Below are 15,346 nucleotides of genomic sequence, written 5' to 3'. Positions count from 1 at the left end.
TAAGGCGCAGGTGTCCTGCGCCCCGCCCGGTGTGTGCGTCAGGCCACGTCGAATTCGAGCGGTTTGACCTGGGTGAACATGCCCGTGCTGTCCAGTGTGTTCAGCACATCGCCCGGGATAGGGTGATCGACATAAAGCAGCGCGATGGCTTCGCCGCCAACAGCCGACCGGCCCAGTGTAAAGTTCGCGATGTTCACGCCGTTCTTGCCCATCGTGTTGCCCAGCAGGCCGATGATGCCTGGCACGTCCTCGTTCGTGGTATAAAGCATGTTGGCCCCGATCTCGGCATCGATGTTGATGCCCTTGATCTGGATAAAGCGTGGTTTGCCATCCGAGAACACTGTGCCCGCGACCGAGCGTTCACGCTTGTCCGTCACCACGGTCACTTTGATGTAGCCATCAAAGGTGCCCGATTTGTCCTGATTTGTGGTCGAAATCTGAATGCCGCGTTCCTTGGCGACCACGGGGGCCGAGACCATGTTCACGTCCGGGTTGGCGCGTTTCATGATGCCCGCGATCACGCCGCAATTCAGCGCCTCGAGGTTCATTTCGGCCACAGACCCGTCATAGAGGATGTTGATCGCCTTGATCGGTTCATCTGTCATTTGACCGACAAAGCTGCCCAGGTGACCCGCCAGTTTGACCCAAGGGCCCATGACCTTGGCCTCTTCCGCCGTCACGGAAGGCATGTTGAGCGCATTTTCCACGGCACCGGTCAGGAGGTAGTTGGCCATCTGCTCGGCCACTTGCAGGGCGACGTTTTCCTGCGCCTCTGTCGTGGCGGCGCCGAGGTGGGGCGTGACCACAACGTTGGGCAGGTTGAACAGGGCGTTTTCCTTGGCCGGTTCTTCGGCAAAGACGTCAAAGGCCGCACCGGCCACATGGCCTGATTTCAGAGCCTCGGCCAAGGCGGCCTCGTCCACGAGGCCACCGCGCGCGCAGTTGATGATCCGCACACCGGGTTTCATCATCGCGATGCGTTCGGCGGTGATCATGTTGGCCGTCTGCTCGGTTTTGGGGACGTGCAGGGTGATGAAGTCGGCGCGCTTGATCAGATCCTCAAGCTCGACCTTTTCGACGCCCATCTGGTCGGCCTTTTCCTGGCCGAGGAAGGGGTCGAAGGCCAGCACTTTCATCTTGAGCCCACGGGCGCGGTCACACACGATGCCGCCGATGTTGCCTGCGCCGATCACGCCAAGGGTCTTGCCCGTCAGCTCGGTGCCCATGAATTTGGATTTTTCCCACTTGCCCGCGTGGGTCGAGGTCGAGGCCTCGGGAATTTGGCGGGCGACGGCGAACATCATGGCGATGGCGTGTTCGGCGGTGGTGATCATGTTGCCAAAAGGCGTGTTCATGACGATCACACCCTTTTTGCTGGCCGCATCCTTGTCGATGTTGTCGGTGCCGATTCCTGCGCGGCCAATAACCTTGAGGTTCTTGGCGTTCTTCAGAATCGTCGGTGTGACACGCGTGGCAGAGCGGATGGCGAGGCCGTCATATTGGCCGATGACCTCGGCCAGCTTGTCCTTGTCTTTGCCCAGATCGGGTTCGAAATCGACCTCGATCCCGCGATCGCGGAAAATCTGGACAGCGGCGGGCGACAGTTTGTCGGAGATGAGTACTTTGGGGGCCATTACGGTGGTCCTTTGAATGTCGGCTGGCGGACGACACGTCCGCCTTACGGGATTGGGAAATTTGAAAGGCGGAGTGAACTCCGCCTTACGATCAGCCGTTGATTTCGGCCTCGAACGCGTGTGCAAGCCAGGGCAGCATCGCCTGGATGTCCGCCGTTTCAACCGTGCCGCCGCACCAGATGCGCAGACCCGGAGGGGCGTCGCGGTAGCCGCCGATATCCAGCGCTACGTTTTCATCCGCGAGCCGTTTGGCGACGGCCTTGGCAAAGGCGGCGCCATCGGTGATCCGGTCATCGGTGAATTTGAGGCAGACGGAGGTGGTGGACCGTGTGGCAGGGTCGACGGCGAGGTTGTCGATCCAGTCATGCTGATCGCAAAAATCCCAGACCGCTTGTGCGTTGGCTTCGGCACGGGCGATCAGCCCTTGCAGGCCACCGACCGACCGCGCCCAGTCGAGCGAGAACAGGTAATCCTCGACCGCGAGCATCGACGGGGTGTTGATCGTTTCACCAACGAAAATCCCTTCGATCAGCTTGTCACCCTTGGTCAGGCGGAAAATCTTGGGCAGGGGCCATGCGGGCGTATAGCTTTCGAGCCGTTCCACCGCGCGGGGCGACAGGATCAGCATGCCGTGGGCCGCTTCGCCGCCCAGCACCTTTTGCCAGCTGAACGTGGTCACATCCAGCTTGTCCCAGGGCAGGTCCATGGCGAAAGCGGCCGAGGTCGCATCGCACAGGGTCAACCCGGCGCGGTCGGCTGGGATCGCGTCGCCACTTGCCATGCGCACGCCCGAGGTCGTGCCGTTCCAGGTGAAACAGACGTCGTTGTCATAGTTCAGCGCGGCCATATCCACAATCTCACCGTATTCAGCGGTGTGAACGGTGTGTGCGATCTTGAGCTGTTTGGCCACGTCGGTCACCCAACCCGCGCCAAAGGATTCCCAGGCCACCATCTCGGCAGGGCGTTCACCCAGCAGCGACCACATCGCCATCTCGTAAGCACCGGTGTCCGAGGCGGGGACGATCCCGATCCGGTAGTCGTCCGGCACACCAAGGATCGCGCGGGTGTCGTCAATCGCCTGCTTCAGCTTGGCCTTGCCAACGGCTGCGCGGTGCGAGCGGCCCAGCGGCGCGTCAGCCAGAGCGGTCAGATCATGTGTGGGGGTTTGGCACAGGGGCCAGAAGAAAAACGCGGATTCGCCGGCCGCGTTGCCGGTTCAGTCATAGCCATTGCTGCTATCCTTACAGATAATCGCCCTTCGTTGGGGAAGGGTGTCCCACGGACGCATCTACGGGCCGGGCCGGGGTGGTGCAAGCAGGGATTGGGGGCTATAGCGCCGCTTGACCCATTAATTGCGACATTGCCGTCGCCTTTCGGAAACTTGGCTTGATGTTTGTTTGTACTCTTTTAACTGAACCCGCCCGTCCATCGCTCGCCCCGGCCCTGGTCGAGAACTTGCGCAACGCCTGGGGTGGCGGGGATGCACAATGGTTGGCGGTTGATGAGGCGGCGGCGTTCACGCTGGCCGCCATGCCGGACAATCGTTGGGACGTGTGGGCGGATCTGCAGGAACTCGGCGTCGACCTGGTCATCCTCCCCTTCGAAGGGCGCCGGAAAAAGATGCTGCTGGCGGATATGGACAGCACCATGATCCAGCAGGAATGCATTGACGAACTGGCTGACGTGGCTGGTGTGGGTGACCGGGTCAAGGACATCACAGCGCGGGCCATGAACGGCGAGCTGGATTTCGAAGCGGCCATTCGCGAGCGCGTTGGCCTGCTGCAAGGATTGCCTGAGACGGTTATCTCCGACGTGTTGGAGACCCGGATTTCCCTGATGCCCGGCGGCCCCGTTCTGTTGGCGACGATGAAGGCGAATGGCGCCTATGCCGCGCTCGTGTCGGGCGGTTTCACCGCCTTTACCTCGGCAGTGGCGGGCCAGTTGGGTTTTGACGAAAACCGGGCCAATACGCTGCTGGTACAGGACGGCACGCTGACGGGCGAGGTCGGCATGCCGATCCTGGGACAGCAGGCCAAGGTGGATGCGTTGGTCGACATCACCGCGCGGCTTGGCATTGCCGAAGGTGACGTGCTGGCCGTGGGCGATGGGGCCAATGATCTGGGTATGTTGCACCGGGCTGGCATGGGGGTCGCCCTGCACGCCAAACCGGCGGTGGCGGCCCAGTGCGATGTGCGTGTGAATTTTGGTGATCTGACGGCGTTGTTGTTCTTGCAAGGTTACGCGCAATCGGAATTCGTCACGCCCTGACCGTGGTCATGGGGCCTGCTGCGGCCAAAGCGTAAGGCGGAGGTGTCCTCCGCCCCGCCGACATCGAACAAAGTGCGCTGAAGAAAAATGTAAGGCGGACGTGTCGTCCGCCCTAGAGCAGCGCGGGCGCGGCGCGCAGATGGCCGGTTTCGAGGCCGTCCCAATTTCGGATTGATCCGCTGGTATAGGCCAGCACGTCCGGGTGGTTGGGGTCCAGCGCGCCGAGTTTGACGAGGATCTGCGCAATCGCGCATTCGCTGGCACGGGTGCCACCATCGGTGATCTTGAGCGCCACGCCCATCTTCTGATCGGGTAGGATGGCGACAAAATACCCCTCCGCACCTGTCTTCAGCGCGACCTTACCCCCTGCTGCGCGCATGAGGCGGGTGCAGGCCCGCCCCTCGCCCGCGACCAGGTCGGGATGTGCGGCCATGGCATTGCGCAGCGCGCCCTGCGGGCTGTCATCATCCGCGACCGCGTAGGCCGCCATGGCGCGCGCCATGCCGTGCAATGTGCAGGCGTAGTTGGGGGCGGAACACCCGTCGATGCCAAAGCCGGGAGAGGTTTCCTGCGTCATCCGCTCGAATGCCTCGAGGCAGGCCTGTTGCACGGGGTGGGTCGGGTCGACGTAATCGGGCCCTGCGCCAAGGTGCTTGGCAAGGGTCAGAAAGCCTGCGTGCTTGCCGGAACAGTTGTTGTGGATGCGGCAAGGGGACTCGTGCGCGCGGATCATGGCATTGCGCACATCATCGTCGCGTGACACCTGCGGCCCGCAGCGGAAATCATCGTCAACGCGCCCGATGTGATCCATCCACGCGCCCACCTTTTCGGTGTGAATAGCGGCCCCCTGATGGGAGGCGCAGGCCAGCGCGAAATGCTCGGATGTCAGCCCATGGGCGGAGGCCGCACCGCTTTCGATCAGCGGCAGGGCCTGTACCATCTTGGCCGATGATCGGGGCAGCACAACACTGTCCGGTTCGCCCCACGCCTGCACGATCTGGCCCGTGTCGTCGCAGACCACGGCATGGCCCAAATGTGCGCTTTCCAGGAAGGGACCGCGCCAGATTTCGGCAAGTGTGACGGCGCCATGGGCCGGATGTGTCATATTTTCCCTCACAACTGCGCGAAATCCCGCCAATTCATCTTTCCTGCGTCGCGCGTTTCGCGCTAATGTGCCACTTGTCGAGAAGAAATGCCGCCCTTGCAAGAGAATGCGCTGAAAATGGCGCACCCTGGGGCGGAGCAGGTGTTGAGGTTTGGACAGCTTGGAGGCTGTGACTATGGGAACAAAGACTGGAATTTTCAGGGGTGTGGCGATTGCCATCGGCGCGTTGTCGCTGATGTCGGGTGCGGCCTTTGCGCAGGATCAAAGCACGAACCGTGTGGCGGCCAAAACGGATTGGAGCGTCTTTGTCGAAGACAATCCGACAGAGTGCTGGGGTGTGGCAACACCCAAGGAGACCGTGAACACCCGCGAGGGCCGTGTCGTAGCCGCGACGCGTGGTCAAATCCTGCTGATGGTGTTCTATCGCCCCAGTGCCGGTGCGCAGGGGCAGGTGGCCTTTACCGGTGGCTATCCGTTCCGGTCGGGATCGACAGTCAACGTCAACATCAGCGGAAACGAATTCGAGCTGTTCACCGAAGGTGAATGGGCCTGGCCCGCGACCGTCGCGGATGATGCCAAGATCGTCACCGCGATGAAGCGTGGCGCAGATGCCATTGTGACCGGCATCTCAAGCCGTGGCACGACGACCAAGGACACGTTCTCGCTGCTGGGCTTTACCGCCGCGGTCGAGGATGCCGAAGGGCGCTGCGGCGGGTAACGCCGCCGTTACAGAAAATCACGAAACAGGGAGGGGCTGTGCAGCGGTGCACGGCCCCTTTGCTTATCATGATAGTTTGGAACTATTCGGTTCCACATTAGGTGGCATGGTATCCCAACCACAGAGGAGCCTGACATGGCCACCACGACTGTCCACACCCTCGACACTGCCCCCGACGCCTCAAAGCCCTTGCTGGAAAACTCGATCAAGGCCTTTGGCCGTTTGCCGAGCCTGCATGGTGTGATGGCGGAAAGCCCCGGCTTGCTGGAGGGCTACCAGCATCTGCACCGCCTTGCGATTGAAGGCACAGCCTTTACCCCCGAAGAGCGCACGGTGGTGTGGATGGCGGTCAATGTCGCCAACACATGTCACTACTGTGTGCCCGCCCACACCGGCATCGCCAAGCGCGAGAAGGTTGACGACGATATCGTCAACGCCCTGCGTGACGAGACGCCGCTGCCTGCGAAACTGGAGGCGCTGCGCACTTTCACCCTCGCCATCCGCGAGACGCATGGTCGCCCCGGTGCCGACGCCATCGCCGCCTTTGAGGCTGCCGGTTACGGCGAACGCGCGATCCTGGATACGATCCTGATTTATGCCCAGAAGGTCATGTCGAACTTCACCAACGCGATCTTTGACACGCCGACCGATGCGGCCTTTGCCCCGTTCGCGTGGGAGCCGAAGGCCGTCGCGGCAGAGTGAGACCGGGGAGGGGGCCAGCCCCCGCCCTTCGGGCCCCCCGGAGTTTATCTGGCAAGATGAAGGAGCAGTGGTTTCGGGCCGCTGCTCTTTTTCTTGTCGGGCGAATCCTTTTGATTGCCCGCGCTTTTCCTATATAGGGGCGCATCACCCGATTTTGTTTGGACCTATGCCATGGCTGACGCGCCGATCACGCAGGATGTTTTGACGATCCCCCGCAAACTGCCGGAGGGACCGATCAACCTTGTCGGGTTGACCCGCGATGCCATGCGCGCGGTGTTGATCGCCCATGGCACGCCTGAAAAGCAGGCCAAGATGCGGGTCGGGCAGATCTGGCAGTGGATTTACCAGTGGGGCGTGCGCGACTTTGCCGTGATGACGAACCTGTCCAAGGCCTATCGCGCCGAGTTGGCAGAGGCATTCGTGATCGAGATTCCCGAAGTCGTGTCCAAGCAAGTCAGCGAGGATGGCACCCGCAAGTGGCTGGTCCGCATCGCGGGCGGTCACGAGGTCGAGGTTGTCTACATCCCCGAGGAAGGGCGCGGCACCTTGTGCATTTCCTCGCAAGTGGGCTGCACGCTGACCTGTTCCTTCTGCCACACCGGTACGCAAAAGCTGGTGCGCAATCTGACTGCGGGCGAGATCGTTGGCCAGGTGATGATGGCGCGCGACGACCTTGACGAATGGCCCACACCCGGTGCGCCCAAGGATGAAACGCGTCTGTTGTCCAACATCGTGCTGATGGGCATGGGCGAGCCGCTCTATAATTTCGAGAACGTGCGCGACGCGATGAAGATCGCGATGGATGCCGAAGGTATTCAACTGTCACGCCGTCGCATCACCTTGTCGACCTCGGGCGTGGTGCCCGAGATTGCGCGCACAGCCGAAGAGATCGGCTGCCAACTGGCTGTGTCCTTCCACGCCACGACGGACGAGGTGCGCGACAAACTGGTTCCGATCAACAAACGCTGGAATATCGAGGCACTGCTGGAGGCCCTGCGCGCCTATCCCAAAGTCAGCAACTCGGAACGTATCACCTTTGAATACGTGATGCTGCACGGTGTGAATGACAGTGATGAGGATGCGCATCGCCTGATCAAGCTGATCGAGGGGATTCCGGCCAAGATCAACCTGATCCCCTTCAACGAATGGCCCGACGCGCCCTATACGCGGTCCTCGAACAACCGCATCCGTGCCTTTGCCAACATCATCTACCAGGCAGGCTATGCCAGCCCGATCCGCACCCCGCGCGGAGAGGACATCATGGCCGCCTGTGGTCAGTTGAAATCGGCCACGGAACGCGCGCGCAAGTCCCGCAAACAGATCGCGGCCGAGGCGGGCCTGTCCTGAGACTGTTCCCCGGATTGCCACAATTGGCCCCAATAATTTCCAGATCGTGAACGATTGGTGCCATGCTGCCCGGTAAAGGTCGCTCCAGTTAGAAATCCGATTGGAGTGAATATTATGTCGATTATCATTTCTCAGGACAGCTTTGTCGAAGCGCAGGTCCTTGATCTCATTTCCCGTGAACGCAGCAAGGCGTTGTCGCGTCGTGAATGGAAACATCGTCTGGCCGGGTATGGCTATGGCATTCGCGAGACTGATGCGGGCGACGTTGTCGAAACACTGCCGCACCGTGTTCCCGTGTGCACCCTGCCCGCCCAGCTGTCGGCCTGAGCCTTAGCTCTTATTAAACAGCGGCGTGGCTTTGACCTTGCGCAGCAGGTCGATGAACCCCGCGACCTGATGGGCGGCTGTGGCTTGCCCTTTCTCGGCCGTGGCCAGACTGGCGTCACCAACGACGCCTGCATCCGACAGATCGGACGCGATCCAGCCATAGCTGATCGGGCCAATGGGAGAGATGGCCGTGTGTTCCGCGGTCGAGCGGAAGTCGCGCGCCGCACCCATGACGACCGTTTCGGGCCGAAAGGCCAGCATCAGAGACGTTTCCACGTCCCCACCATGAATGCCGTGGGCCTTTTCATGGTCGGTATACATGCCCTCCGGCGTGCCAAAACCGCCCCACTGGCATTTCACGGCGAGCATATCCGCCCGCACCCGCAATTCGCGGCTGAGGATCGAGACGAGATCCAGATTGCCACCGTGGCTGTTCACGATCACGATTTTCTGCACCCCTGCGCGCGCGACGGACAGGCCGATTTCCGTCCACGCCTGTAGCGCCGTGGCCGCTGTCAGCGTCAATGTCCCCGTCGCCCAGAGATGTTCGTTGGACTTGCCCACCACTTGCGTGGGCAGGATGCGAATGTCGAGATCGTCGGGGCATGTGGCCCGCAACTGGTCGAGCATGCCCGTCGCGATCATCGTGTCCGTACCCACCGGCAGGTGTGGTCCGTGCTGTTCGATGGCGGCGGTGGGCAGGATCGCGATGGTGTCCATCGGGTCGATGTCGTGGAATTCCGCGAACCGGTAGTCGGCCCAATCGAGGCGTCGGGTCATGAGACCTCCTTGGGGGCATAGGTCGCATCAAGCCGGGACATCAGGTAATCGGCGGCGCGGATCGGCGGGTATTTGGGCGTGCCCGTGCCGGGCAGGGCCTGCACGATCGTGTCGGGGTTTGCCTCGATAAACATCGCGACCGATCGGCGTTGGCGCTTGGGCGGCAACACGCGGTGCGGAGTCGAGACGTAGATGTCGTTCGTCCAGCGCATCATGCAATCACCGATGTTGACGATATACGCGCCCTCGACATGGGGCACGTCGATCCAGTCGCCGCCCCGTGGCTGAACCTGCAAGCCCGGTTCGCCATCGGTCATCAGCAGGGTGATTGCCCCGTAATCGGTGTGGGCGCCCGCCCCGATCTCATTCTTTGCTCCAGTGCCCGGCGGATAGGTCAGCAGGCGCAACGCGGCCAGCGGACCATCGAAGGCAGATGTAAAGTGGTCGGGATCAAGGCCAAGGTCGCGCGCAAAGGCGCGGTGGATCGCGACGCCAAGCGCCAGTGCCGCATCGTAATAGGCCAGCATCGTGTCGGCGAAACCGGGCAGATCGGGCCATTGGTTCACCCCGCGAAAGGGCGCACCGGCCACAACGCGGGGATCGTCGGCAGGCAGGTCAAAGCCGATGTTGAACGTCTCCTTGCTGTCGACCAGCGGGCTGTTTTCATCCAGGCTTTCATCGCCCGGTTTGCCCCAACCGCGAAAATGCGGCGTGTTCAGGATCGACACCTTGGCCTTTTCCGCACGGGGCAGGGAAAAGAACGCGTCTGACTGGGCAAAGACATCTGCCCGCAATTGTTCCGGCACCGTGTGGTTGTGCAGCACGAAAAAGCCGGTGTGACGGCAGGCCGTGCCCACTTCGGCGGCAAAGCCAGCGGGGTCCACGTCGTTCTGTGCCCAGTCGATAAGGGGGATCATGCGCGCGCCTCCTGTCGGGTGGGTTTGGGGCCGATGAAACGATCCATCTTTGCCGCGACCTTGGCAAGGTGAGCCGCGCGGCTTTCCGCTGTCGAGCTGTCGATGGAGTAATGCGCAGCGAAGGTCGTCTTGCACCGGCCCGCGCAGATCAGGCGAAAGCCGCGCAGCAGGGTGCGTCGCCCGGGCGAGCCGATCATGAATGTCAGCCACCGGCTGGCCCCGCAGGTGGTGAACACGCCGAGGCGGGTGATGTTGGGCAGGCCCGGCTGGATGTTCTTGTGCATCTCATTGGGCAGGTGAAAGGCAACCCCCGGCACGAGGGTGCGATCCAGCCAACCCTTGAGCACAGCAGGCATCCCGTACCACCAGGTCGGATAGACAAAGATCAGCGTGTCGCACCATTGCAGATCGACAATATGTGGCTCTAACCCGCGGGTATTTGCGGTTTCGTCCTCATATGCCTCATGCTCGTCGGCGGTCATGACCGGGTTGAAACCGGCGCCGTAAAGGTCGATCAGCCGTATCTCGGCCCCGTGATCGGACAGGCGGTCCATCACCGTGTCGCGCACGGCGGCGGTGTAGCTGTTGGGCCTTGGGTGGCAGTAGACGACAAGCGCCTTCATGTCACAGTGCCTCCATCTCATGGGTAACGCGGTTGAGAAAGGTGCCGCGCTGGGCGTCCGTTGCCCGGTTCATATCGTATAGCGCGAGGTATTTCATGGTGTCAGGGCGACACACGTGCCAGACCGCGCGCCGCACCGATTTGCGCGGCGGGTCGCCCGCCATGATCGCGCGCATCCGCGTGCCGCCATAAGTCGTCACGGCCGCCAGCTTGCGGATGTTGGTCAGGTTCGGCTGCACCTTGCCGTCCACCAGTTTGAACGACACACCGGGTAGAAAGACGCGGTCGAGAAAGCCCTTGAGGATCGCGGGATAGCCAAAGTTCCAAACCGGAAAGACCATGACCAGCGCCTGCGCCGCGCGCAGCCTGTCCACATAGTCGGCCACCGGCGCGATGTTGTTGGGTTCGTCGTGATAGGCCCGCCGCTCGGCCTCGGTCAGAACGGGGGAAAACCCTTCGGCGTTTAGATCACAATCGTCCACCTCCCACCCGCCTTTGGTCAGCGCGTCGACTGTCGCTGTGTGCAGCGCGGCCGAGAAACTCTCGGGGCAGGGATGGGCGAACAGGACCAGCGCACGGGCCATCGCCTACTCCGCCACTTGCAGCTTGGGATAGGCGTACATCCGGTCATAGCCCCAGTCCGGGTCATCCCACGCGATCATCTTGCCGGGGTTCAACAGGCCCTTGGGATCAGCCTGCTGCTTGAAATGCAATTGCCGATCATCGACCGTCTGCCGCCCGCCTTCCTCAAGCGTGTAGCGGTGCGGGTTGAAGATCAGCGCGCCTGCGTCCTCGTGGATGCGGATGATCTCGTCCAGCCGCTCCTCGCTCGTAAATTTGACGAGGGACAGACCGGCAAAGCCCACCTTGCCCTCCATCCGGATCGCTTCGAGGTGTTGCAGCACTTCGGGCGAGAATTCGGTGCGCATCCGTTCGACCAGATCCATGTGATCCGGGAAGGCGTAGCGTACTTGCAGATAGGTGATCGACGGATCGACCTTGAGCGCGCGCAGCGTCGTGTGGTTCCAGCCATATTCGAACACGCGGCCCGGCCCGCGGTCCCAATCGTGATCGTCCGAGCGGTAGATCAGCGACATGCCTTCGCGCCGGTTGAGGAACGTCAGGAACCCGTCCATCGATTGCGGTGCGACCATGAGGCCGAGCAGGTGGTCGTCGTCGCTGACATGCGGTTTGACCCGCTGGAAATAGGCGTGCGCGGTCGGTGCCTCGTACAAGCTGGCGAGCTTGATCAGGATCCCATCCTCATTCGCGAGGTCACTGGCCAGCGCCATGGCCGCGCCGAAGTCCTTGGATGTCACGAACATCTCGACCCACTCATAGGCGGGGGCCAGCGGCATCTCGATCTCGGTGATGATGCCGTTGGTGCCATAAGCGTGGCTGACGCGGGCCAGTTCCTCGCCGGTGAAGTCGAGCACTTGGGGCTCTTCCTCCATCGTGATGACGCGCAGGCGGATGATGTTGCCCAGATCGCGCAGGGACCCCCATGTGCAGGACCCGACGCCGCCCGATCCCCCGGCGATGAACCCGCCGATGGTGGCCGTCGCCCAGGTGGAGGAGAACATGCGGATTTCTTGGCCAGACTGCGCGATGCAATGGGCATCAAGGTCCTTCAGCAGCACGCCGGGTTCGCAGATAACGCGGCCCGGATGCACCTCTTTGACCTTGTCCATGTGTTTGAGGTGCATCACGCAGCCGCCCGCCAGCGGCATGGCTTGCCCGTAGTTGCCGGTGCCCGCGCCGCGTGTCGTGACGGGGACATTGTGGGCATAGCAGGCCTTGAGCACGTCGATCACCTCGCCCTCGTCGCGCGGGCGCACAACGAAATCGGCGACCACGTGGTCCAGCCGGGTTTTCAGCACGGGCGAGTACCAGAAAAAGTCACGGCTCGAGGCGCGGATGTTGGCGGCGCTGTCCCCGATATCGAGGTGGGACAGGGCGGCCTTGGCTGCGGCGATGTCGGTCATGTGGCCTCCATAAGGTGGTCGAGTTCGGCGTAGTCGGGCAGGGTGCGGTCAATCGCCTTGCCTGCGCGCAACACGATGCGGTCCGATTGCGGGCGGGCGAAAAGTTCGGTCCAAGACCGCGCCTTGAAGATCACCAGATCGGCAGGCGCGCCGGGGTTGAGCGAGGGGGTATCGAAGCCGCAGGCCTTGGCCGGGTTGGTCAGGAACGCCTTGCTCCAGTCCGGGTCGGAGTGATCCAGATGCCCGATCCGCGTCGCCTCGCGCATCACCTCGAGCATGTCGAGATCGCCATAGGCGTAGAACGGATCGCGTGTGTTGTCGCTGGCGAAAGAGACGTTGATGCCGCGCGCCTTCATCTCGTGAACAAGGGTGATGCCCCGGTTGCGTGGAGTGCGGTTTGCATGCCGGTCTTGCAGGTAGAGATTGCACATGGGCAGTGACACGACATTGATGCCGGCCTGCGCCACCAGATCAAGCGTGTCGAGCGCGCGCGCCTCGTCTTGCGTGGACAGCGAACAGCAATGGCCGACGGTGACGGGGGCAGAAAAGCCTAATTTAGAAACTGTTTCTGTGATCAGACGCAGTGTTTCACTGCTGGCATCCATGGTCTCGTCGACGTGGAAATCGACCTCAAGCCCATGGTCCATGGCGAGGCGCAGAAATCCCTCGACCCGCTCGGCAAGGTCGGGCACGGGATAGGCGACCATGCCCAGAACACCGCCCGCATCGGCCACCAGATCGGCGGTGTGGCGGAAGGCACCGTCCAGTTCCATCCGGTCACACCCGATCAGGCACGAAGCTTGCAGGGCGATGCGGCCCGCCCAGTCTGCGCGCAGTTCCTTGAAGATGGGCCAGCTGATATCGTCCTGCGGCGGGATCGAATCCAGATGTGTGCGGATGGCGCCTGTGCCGTGGGCATAAGCGCAGCGCAGGGCGAATTGCATCCTTGTGCGCACATCCTCTGCCGACCAGTTGGCGACGCGGTCGGCACTGACGGTGCTGAGCGCACCGGGAAAAGTACCATCGGGATTGGGCGCGCGCCCCCAGATGTGCCCCTTGTCCAGATGCGTGTGCATGTCGATGAAGGTCGGGAACACCATGGCCCCGCCCATCTCGATCGGTGTGCCGCCGCCGGGCGCGATCTGGCCGTCGGCAATGGACAGATCGCAGGTGACAAGATCGCTTGCCGCGCCCATGAGGTGACCGGGCACGGTGACGTTCTTCAGGCAAATGGGGCCATCGGGCAGCGTTCTAAAATCCATCATCCGTCCCGCTTCAGCGCGCTTTCGTGCCATTTCCGCAGCAGCATGTGGCTGAGGTAGGACAGACAGGCAAAGATGATGACGCCCGTGGCCGCGATCAGGATCAGGGCGGCGAACATGCGCGGGATGTTCAGGCGATACCCGGCCTCGAGAATACGGAAGGCGAGGCCCGAGCCGATGCCGCCGGTGCCCGCCACATATTCCGCCACCACAGCCCCGATCAGCGACAGGCCCCCGGCGATGCGCAGCCCGCCGAGGAAGTAGGGCAGCGCGGAGGGCAGTTGCAGGTAACGCAGCCGTTGCCAGCGGGTCGCGCCATAGATGCGGAACAGATCGCGCAATCCGTGATCGGCAGAGTTGAGGCCGAGCGTCGTGTTGGACAGCACCGGAAAGAACGCGACGAGCCACGCGCAAAGGAGCAGGCCCGCGATGCGGCTGTCGACATAGATAAAGATCAGCGGCGCAATGGCGACGATGGGCGTCACCTGAAGGATGACGGCATAGGGGTAAAACGACATCTCCATCCACCGCGATTGAGTGAACAGGATGGCAAGGCCGACACCGCCCAGAACAGCGACGGCGAGGGCCATCAATGTGATCTGAACAGTCACTAACAAGGCGTCAAACAAGATCGCCCAGTCCTTGATCAGGGTTTCGAACACGAGGCCGGGGCCGGGCAGGATGTAGTGGGGGATGTCGTTCCACGCCACGATCCGGTCCCAGAGGACCAGCATGACGACAAGGACAACAACGGGCAGCGTCCATTTGCCAATCCGGTCCATGCGGGCGCGGCGCAGGCGGTTGGTTTCCTCAGCGTCGAGGGGGGCGGCGTCGGTCGGTGGTGCGGGAATGGGTTTGCTGTCTGTCAGGCTCATGCCGGTTCCCCCATCGCTTCGTGCAGCGCGTCCGACGCTTCGCGGCAATAGGCGGCATAGTCGGCAGAGGTGCGAAACGCCTCGTCCCGGGGATAGGGCGCGCCAACCTCGAGTTCGCGGATCACGCGGCCCGGGCGGGCGGCCATGACGATGATGCGATCCGACAAAAACACCGATTCAAACACCGAGTGCGTAACAAAGATGACGGTGCAGCCGATCTTTTCTTTAAGCGCCAGCAGATCGTTGTTGAGGCGAAAGCGCGTGATTTCATCCAGCGCGGCAAAGGGTTCGTCCATCAGGATCAGCCGGGGCCGGGTGACCATGGCTCGCGCGATGGAGACGCGCATTTTCATTCCGCCCGACAACTCGCGCGGATAGGAGTTCTGGAACTTCTCGAGGCCGACAAGGCGCAGCGCCTCGAGCACCTCGTCCTTGACCGAATTGTAGGTCATGCCGCGCAGCCGAAAGGGCAGCCAGACGTTTTGCGCGACTGTGGCCCAAGGCATCAGCGTCGCCTCTTGAAACACCACGCCCAGATCGCCGGGGCCGTGATCGCCCGTCCAGGTGATGCGCCCATTGGTGGGGGACAAGAGGCCCGCAATCAGCCGCAGCGCCGTGGATTTGCCGCAGCCCGAGGGACCAAGGAGCGAGATGAAGTCGCCCGTGCGCACGTCCAGCGACAGCCCTTGCAGGGCTACGACGCCGCCATGAAAGGTCTTGTCGACCTTTTCCACTCGCAGCACGTCCGAGCGCGTTGTGATGTCTTGCATGACTGGGCTTCTTTCCCGTCCGGGCTGGCCGCAG

Annotated in this window: 15 protein-coding genes and 1 pseudogene; 5 read left to right on the top strand and 11 right to left on the bottom strand. The window is 62.3% G+C overall.

Going from position 1 to position 15,346, the window contains the following annotated elements; all coding sequences use genetic code 11:
- Positions 1-38: 38 nt before the first annotated feature.
- Positions 39-1,634 carry a phosphoglycerate dehydrogenase gene (gene serA, locus ACMHLQ_RS12150; RefSeq protein WP_415405064.1) on the bottom strand — a complete coding sequence of 532 codons (1,596 nt, stop codon included), beginning with the start codon at positions 1,632-1,634 and terminating at the stop codon, positions 39-41.
- Between the two features lie 91 nt (positions 1,635-1,725).
- Positions 1,726-2,864: pseudogene (locus ACMHLQ_RS12145) on the bottom strand (phosphoserine transaminase).
- A 159-nt stretch (positions 2,865-3,023) separates the two neighbouring features.
- Here ACMHLQ_RS12145 and serB point away from each other — a divergent pair.
- A complete protein-coding gene (serB, locus tag ACMHLQ_RS12140) occupies positions 3,024-3,902 on the top strand; it encodes a phosphoserine phosphatase SerB (protein ID WP_415405062.1) in 879 nt (292 codons plus the stop codon).
- 112 nt (positions 3,903-4,014) lie between these two features.
- Here the strand turns inward: serB and ACMHLQ_RS12135 are convergent, their stop codons facing one another.
- Positions 4,015-5,007 (bottom strand): asparaginase, encoded by a 993-nt coding sequence (locus tag ACMHLQ_RS12135; protein WP_415405060.1) that lies wholly within the window; start codon positions 5,005-5,007, stop codon positions 4,015-4,017.
- A 235-nt stretch (positions 5,008-5,242) separates the two neighbouring features.
- Here ACMHLQ_RS12135 and ACMHLQ_RS12130 point away from each other — a divergent pair, with 235 nt between their 5' ends.
- The 4 genes from ACMHLQ_RS12130 to ACMHLQ_RS12115 all read left to right on the top strand — a co-directional run bounded on the left by ACMHLQ_RS12130 (position 5,243) and on the right by ACMHLQ_RS12115 (position 8,101).
- A complete protein-coding gene (locus tag ACMHLQ_RS12130) occupies positions 5,243-5,725 on the top strand; it encodes an invasion associated locus B family protein (RefSeq protein WP_415405274.1) in 483 nt (160 codons plus the stop codon).
- Positions 5,726-5,860: 135 nt separating this feature from the next.
- Positions 5,861-6,427, top strand: coding sequence for a carboxymuconolactone decarboxylase family protein (locus tag ACMHLQ_RS12125; protein WP_415405059.1), 567 nt, complete (start codon positions 5,861-5,863; stop codon positions 6,425-6,427).
- Between the two features lie 171 nt (positions 6,428-6,598).
- Positions 6,599-7,774, top strand: coding sequence for a 23S rRNA (adenine(2503)-C(2))-methyltransferase RlmN (gene rlmN / locus ACMHLQ_RS12120; protein ID WP_415405058.1), 1,176 nt, complete (start codon positions 6,599-6,601; stop codon positions 7,772-7,774).
- Between the two features lie 114 nt (positions 7,775-7,888).
- Positions 7,889-8,101 (top strand): hypothetical protein, encoded by a 213-nt coding sequence (locus ACMHLQ_RS12115; RefSeq protein WP_415405057.1) that lies wholly within the window; start codon positions 7,889-7,891, stop codon positions 8,099-8,101.
- Positions 8,102-8,104: 3 nt separating this feature from the next.
- Here the strand turns inward: ACMHLQ_RS12115 and ACMHLQ_RS12110 are convergent, their stop codons facing one another.
- From ACMHLQ_RS12110 to ACMHLQ_RS12075, 8 genes are read right to left on the bottom strand one after another with little or no spacing between them, the layout of a single operon-like run.
- Complete coding sequence (locus ACMHLQ_RS12110; RefSeq protein WP_415405056.1) at positions 8,105-8,881, bottom strand: creatininase family protein; 777 nt, start codon at positions 8,879-8,881, stop codon at positions 8,105-8,107.
- Positions 8,878-9,798 (bottom strand): isopenicillin N synthase family dioxygenase, encoded by a 921-nt coding sequence (locus ACMHLQ_RS12105; RefSeq protein WP_415405055.1) that lies wholly within the window; start codon positions 9,796-9,798, stop codon positions 8,878-8,880. Before ACMHLQ_RS12105 ends, ACMHLQ_RS12110 begins: the two co-directional genes overlap by 4 nt.
- Positions 9,795-10,421 carry an NAD(P)H-dependent oxidoreductase gene (locus ACMHLQ_RS12100; RefSeq protein WP_415405054.1) on the bottom strand — a complete coding sequence of 209 codons (627 nt, stop codon included), beginning with the start codon at positions 10,419-10,421 and terminating at the stop codon, positions 9,795-9,797. The genes ACMHLQ_RS12105 and ACMHLQ_RS12100 overlap by 4 nt, the downstream gene beginning before the upstream one ends.
- Before the next feature lies 1 nt (position 10,422).
- Complete coding sequence (locus ACMHLQ_RS12095) at positions 10,423-11,004, bottom strand: NAD(P)H-dependent oxidoreductase (RefSeq protein WP_415405053.1); 582 nt, start codon at positions 11,002-11,004, stop codon at positions 10,423-10,425.
- Positions 11,005-11,007: 3 nt separating this feature from the next.
- The gene (locus ACMHLQ_RS12090; RefSeq protein ID WP_415405052.1) at positions 11,008-12,405 is read right to left on the bottom strand and encodes an FAD-binding oxidoreductase; all 1,398 of its coding nucleotides are present in this window, start codon (positions 12,403-12,405) and stop codon (positions 11,008-11,010) included.
- Positions 12,402-13,667, bottom strand: coding sequence for a cytosine deaminase (locus tag ACMHLQ_RS12085; RefSeq protein ID WP_415405051.1), 1,266 nt, complete (start codon positions 13,665-13,667; stop codon positions 12,402-12,404). The genes ACMHLQ_RS12090 and ACMHLQ_RS12085 overlap by 4 nt, the downstream gene beginning before the upstream one ends.
- Positions 13,667-14,542, bottom strand: coding sequence for an ABC transporter permease (locus ACMHLQ_RS12080; protein ID WP_415405050.1), 876 nt, complete (start codon positions 14,540-14,542; stop codon positions 13,667-13,669). The genes ACMHLQ_RS12085 and ACMHLQ_RS12080 overlap by 1 nt, the downstream gene beginning before the upstream one ends.
- Positions 14,539-15,312 (bottom strand): ABC transporter ATP-binding protein, encoded by a 774-nt coding sequence (locus ACMHLQ_RS12075; RefSeq protein WP_415405049.1) that lies wholly within the window; start codon positions 15,310-15,312, stop codon positions 14,539-14,541. The genes ACMHLQ_RS12080 and ACMHLQ_RS12075 overlap by 4 nt, the downstream gene beginning before the upstream one ends.
- Positions 15,313-15,346: the final 34 nt, after the last annotated feature.

The organism is Tateyamaria algicola, from assembly GCF_047715485.1.
Taxonomy (GTDB): domain Bacteria; phylum Pseudomonadota; class Alphaproteobacteria; order Rhodobacterales; family Rhodobacteraceae; genus Tateyamaria.
This window is presented reverse-complemented; position numbering and strand designations above follow the sequence as displayed.

Excerpts from the sequence above, each read along its gene's own strand:
- serA (WP_415405064.1), bottom strand. The coding sequence starts at position 1,634 with ATGGCCCCCAAAGTACTCATCTCCGACAAACTGTCGCCCGCCGCTGTC.
- serB (WP_415405062.1), top strand. The coding sequence starts at position 3,024 with ATGTTTGTTTGTACTCTTTTAACTGAACCCGCCCGTCCATCGCTCGCC.
- ACMHLQ_RS12135 (WP_415405060.1), bottom strand. The coding sequence starts at position 5,007 with ATGACACATCCGGCCCATGGCGCCGTCACACTTGCCGAAATCTGGCGC.
- ACMHLQ_RS12130 (WP_415405274.1), top strand. The coding sequence starts at position 5,243 with ATGTCGGGTGCGGCCTTTGCGCAGGATCAAAGCACGAACCGTGTGGCG.
- ACMHLQ_RS12125 (WP_415405059.1), top strand. The coding sequence starts at position 5,861 with ATGGCCACCACGACTGTCCACACCCTCGACACTGCCCCCGACGCCTCA.
- rlmN (WP_415405058.1), top strand. The coding sequence starts at position 6,599 with ATGGCTGACGCGCCGATCACGCAGGATGTTTTGACGATCCCCCGCAAA.
- ACMHLQ_RS12115 (WP_415405057.1), top strand. The coding sequence starts at position 7,889 with ATGTCGATTATCATTTCTCAGGACAGCTTTGTCGAAGCGCAGGTCCTT.
- ACMHLQ_RS12110 (WP_415405056.1), bottom strand. The coding sequence starts at position 8,881 with ATGACCCGACGCCTCGATTGGGCCGACTACCGGTTCGCGGAATTCCAC.
- ACMHLQ_RS12105 (WP_415405055.1), bottom strand. The coding sequence starts at position 9,798 with ATGATCCCCCTTATCGACTGGGCACAGAACGACGTGGACCCCGCTGGC.
- ACMHLQ_RS12100 (WP_415405054.1), bottom strand. The coding sequence starts at position 10,421 with ATGAAGGCGCTTGTCGTCTACTGCCACCCAAGGCCCAACAGCTACACC.
- ACMHLQ_RS12095 (WP_415405053.1), bottom strand. The coding sequence starts at position 11,004 with ATGGCCCGTGCGCTGGTCCTGTTCGCCCATCCCTGCCCCGAGAGTTTC.
- ACMHLQ_RS12090 (WP_415405052.1), bottom strand. The coding sequence starts at position 12,405 with ATGACCGACATCGCCGCAGCCAAGGCCGCCCTGTCCCACCTCGATATC.
- ACMHLQ_RS12085 (WP_415405051.1), bottom strand. The coding sequence starts at position 13,667 with ATGGATTTTAGAACGCTGCCCGATGGCCCCATTTGCCTGAAGAACGTC.
- ACMHLQ_RS12080 (WP_415405050.1), bottom strand. The coding sequence starts at position 14,542 with ATGAGCCTGACAGACAGCAAACCCATTCCCGCACCACCGACCGACGCC.
- ACMHLQ_RS12075 (WP_415405049.1), bottom strand. The coding sequence starts at position 15,312 with ATGCAAGACATCACAACGCGCTCGGACGTGCTGCGAGTGGAAAAGGTC.